We start from the raw sequence: 413 nt of genomic DNA, 5'->3' as shown, positions 1-413 counted from the left end.
AACGCTGTTGAAGTCACTTCCGCGCCCGCCACGTAATCGGTGCCGAACGTGATCGTCGCGCCATTGGACAGCGTCACTACAAGCTCGGTGTCTGGCGTGTGGTCTAGCGTCGCGGTAATGCTCGCCTGGCCTGTGCCTTCATTCACGCTCACGTCATTCAAGGTTAACGTCACCGCCGTATCGGTGGTGTCTGCCACGGTCACGGTCGCCGTGTCCGTGGTATCCAAGTTTTCGAAGTTGCCGCCTTCGGTGCTTTGCACCGACAGGTCGAACGATGAGCCGTCTACATACAGGTCTTCGCCGTTGTTGATGTCGAACGCTGTTGAAGTCACTTCCGCGCCCGCCACGTAATCGGTGCCGAACGTGATCGTCGCGCCATTGGACAGCGTCACTACAAGCTCGGTGTCTGGCGT

At 58.8% G+C, this 413-nt stretch carries 1 protein-coding gene; it reads right to left on the bottom strand.

Going from position 1 to position 413, the window contains the following annotated elements:
* A partial coding sequence (locus AACR09_RS15815) for an immunoglobulin-like domain-containing protein (protein ID WP_228010406.1) occupies positions 1 to 413 on the bottom strand: 413 nt, incomplete at both ends.

It is taken from the genome of Vibrio sp. OPT20 (genome assembly GCF_963889365.1).
Classification (GTDB): Bacteria; Pseudomonadota; Gammaproteobacteria; order Enterobacterales; family Vibrionaceae; genus Vibrio; species Vibrio splendidus.
This window is presented reverse-complemented; position numbering and strand designations above follow the sequence as displayed.